Raw genomic sequence first — 2466 nt, 5'->3', positions numbered from 1 at the left:
TCCACGGCGTCACCCCCGAAGGGCCCCGCCTCCGCCACCGCCACCGCCCGCAGCGCCGTCAGCAGCGGTGCCACCGCCGGTTCGTGCCGCAGCGGCACGTCGTCACCGTCGACGTCCACGGGCACGCCCGCCGCCGTCAGGGCACGGCGGACCGTCGGGATGGTGCGGGAGCCGGCGCGCACCAGGACGGCCATCTCGCTCCACGGGACGCCGTCCTCCAGGTGGGCCCTGCGGAGGATGTCGGCGATGTTGTCCAGCTCCGTGCCCGACGTCGGGTACGTGTAGGCCTCGACGCGGCCGCCGTCCCGTACCGGGGCGAGTTCGCGATGGGCGCGCACCTTCTCGGCGGGCAGGCGGGTCAGCGGCATGCGCTGGGTCAGCAGCCGGGTCGCGGCCAGCAGACCCGCACCGGAACGGCGGGACGTGCGCAGCACCGCGACCGGGGCCGGGCGGCCGTCCGCGCGCGGGAAGGCGTGCGGGAAGTCCAGGATGCCGTTCACGTCCGCCCCGCGGAACGCATAGATCGACTGGTCGGGGTCGCCGAACGCGACGAGTGTGCGCCCGCCCCCGGCCAGCGCGTGCAGCAGCCGCACCTGGGCGGGATCCGTGTCCTGGTACTCGTCGACGTAGACGGCGTCGTACCGCTCGGCGAGCCACCCGGCGACATCGGGGCGGTGGGCGAGGAGCACCGCGCGGTGGACGAGTTCGGCGTAGTCGATCACGCCCTGCAGGTCGAGCACGTCGAGGTACTCGGCGAGGAAGGCGGCCGCCGCGCGCCAGTCGGGGCGGCCGGTGCGGCGCGCGAAGGCGTCCAGGGCGTCCGGTCCGAGGCCCAGTTCACGACTGCGGGCGAGGACCGCGCGGACCTCGTCGGCGAAGCCGCGCGTGGTCAGGCAGGCGCGCAGCTCGTCCGGCCAGCGCACGTGCGCGAGCCCGAGCCGCTCCAGGTCCACCTGGCCCGCCAGCAGTTCCCGTACGGCGACGTCCTGCTCGGGTCCGGACAGCAGCCGCAGCGGCTCCACGAAGAGGTCGCTGTCCTGGTGGGCGCGGACGAGGGCATAGCAGAAGGAGTGAAACGTGGTCGCCTGGGGGGCGCGGGCCGCGCCGGTGCGCAGGGCCATGCGGTCGCGCAGTTCGACGGCGGCCCTGCGGCTGAACGTCAGCACCAGGACGCGCGCGGGGTCACCGCCCCGGGCGATCCGCTCGGCCACGGACTCGACGAGCGTGGTGGTCTTTCCGGTGCCCGGACCGGCGAGGACGAGCAGCGGGCCGGCCGCGTGGTCAACCACGGAGCGCTGCGAGGCGTCCAAAAGAGGGGGGTCCACCCGGGCAGGGGGGGTACGTACCAGTCGGTAAGCGCCACGGCCCCCCCGCCGTACCCGGGGGTGCGACAGGCCGCTGATGGAGGAAGAGGAGCTCACGTGGTTCGCCGGTCCTGGTGGATGTGCTGGTGGGCGGGCCACCGCGCGCGGGGCGGGCGGTGACCGCGAGGTGAGGGGGACACGTGCAGCCGACGCTACGCCGACGGGTGAGGCGGAAGCAGGGCTTCCCCTTCTTCCCGCTGTTCACTCGCGGCACTCTCGTCGCACATGTCCCTCACCTCACGAACGTACGTCATGCCCCCGTTGTGCCCCGGTTCCCCCGTCCGGATCACGGGCCACACGGGAGGGCGTGCGATGCCGGAAGCTGTCAGGTGTGACCCTCCGCGCGTTCGCCGCCGTCCCACCGCGCCCGTCTCATGTCGAGGCGCGGCAGGTGGCCCTCGGCGGCGCGGCCCGCCTCCTTCAGGGGCGTGCCCTCCGCGCGGTAGTGGCCGAGCGCCCGCTGCTCGTGTCCCGGGAGCAGCACGCCGTCCGCGCGGACGACCCGCCACCACGGGACGGCTCCCCCGTAGAGCGCCATCACCCGGCCCACCTGCCGCGGACCGCCCTCCTCCAGCCACTCGGCCACGTCCCCGTAGGTCATGACCCGGCCCGGCGGAATCAGTTCCGCGACGTCGAGGACCCGCTCGGCGTAGGCGGGCAGGGCTTCTCCCGGCTCGTCGGGGACACCGTCGGACCCCGCTCGGGCATGGTGCGGACGGGTGCCCTCCGGAAGGTTCTGCTCGCTCATCCGTCCCATCCTGCCCCACCCCACCGACAACGGGACGGGCGCGCTCCCGAGCGTTTCCTTCGCCCCGCGGCAGCGCGTCGGGCAGACTGTCCGCCCCCGCATGTGCACCCTGATGCCCCCGAGTGTCGGTGTGGCATGCCACCATCGTGCGGGCGGTGACCGGTGATACGAGACCAAGAAGAGACGATGAAGCAGCAGGGTGCGCACCCCGAGGACACGGCGGGCCCCTCTGACGCTTCGTCGCGCCCCGGCACCGAGGACGGCGACGTGCAGGGCACTGCCCAGGACGCCGACGAGAAGGGCACTCCCGGGGACGCCGTGAAGGGCACCGGCACGGACGACGGTGACGCACAG

At 74.2% G+C, this 2466-nt stretch carries 2 protein-coding genes; both read right to left on the bottom strand.

What is annotated here, in order from left to right; translation table 11 throughout:
* The coding region (locus tag RIN80_RS22565) for an ATP-dependent helicase (protein ID WP_309097460.1) at positions 1 to 1325 on the bottom strand (1325 nt) is incomplete at its 3' end.
* A gap of 364 nt (positions 1326 to 1689) precedes the next feature.
* Positions 1690 to 2112 carry an MGMT family protein gene (locus tag RIN80_RS22560; RefSeq protein ID WP_309097459.1) on the bottom strand — a complete coding sequence of 141 codons (423 nt, stop codon included), beginning with the start codon at positions 2110 to 2112 and terminating at the stop codon, positions 1690 to 1692.
* Between the last annotated feature and the right edge of the window lie 354 nt (positions 2113 to 2466).

The organism is Streptomyces sp. (assembly GCF_031181705.1).
Taxonomy (GTDB): Bacteria; Actinomycetota; Actinomycetes; order Streptomycetales; family Streptomycetaceae; genus Streptomyces.
This window is presented reverse-complemented; position numbering and strand designations above follow the sequence as displayed.

Bases quoted from the DNA above. Each gene is read 5' to 3' on its own strand.
- RIN80_RS22560 (WP_309097459.1), bottom strand. From the start codon at position 2,112: ATGAGCGAGCAGAACCTTCCGGAGGGCACCCGTCCGCACCATGCCCGA.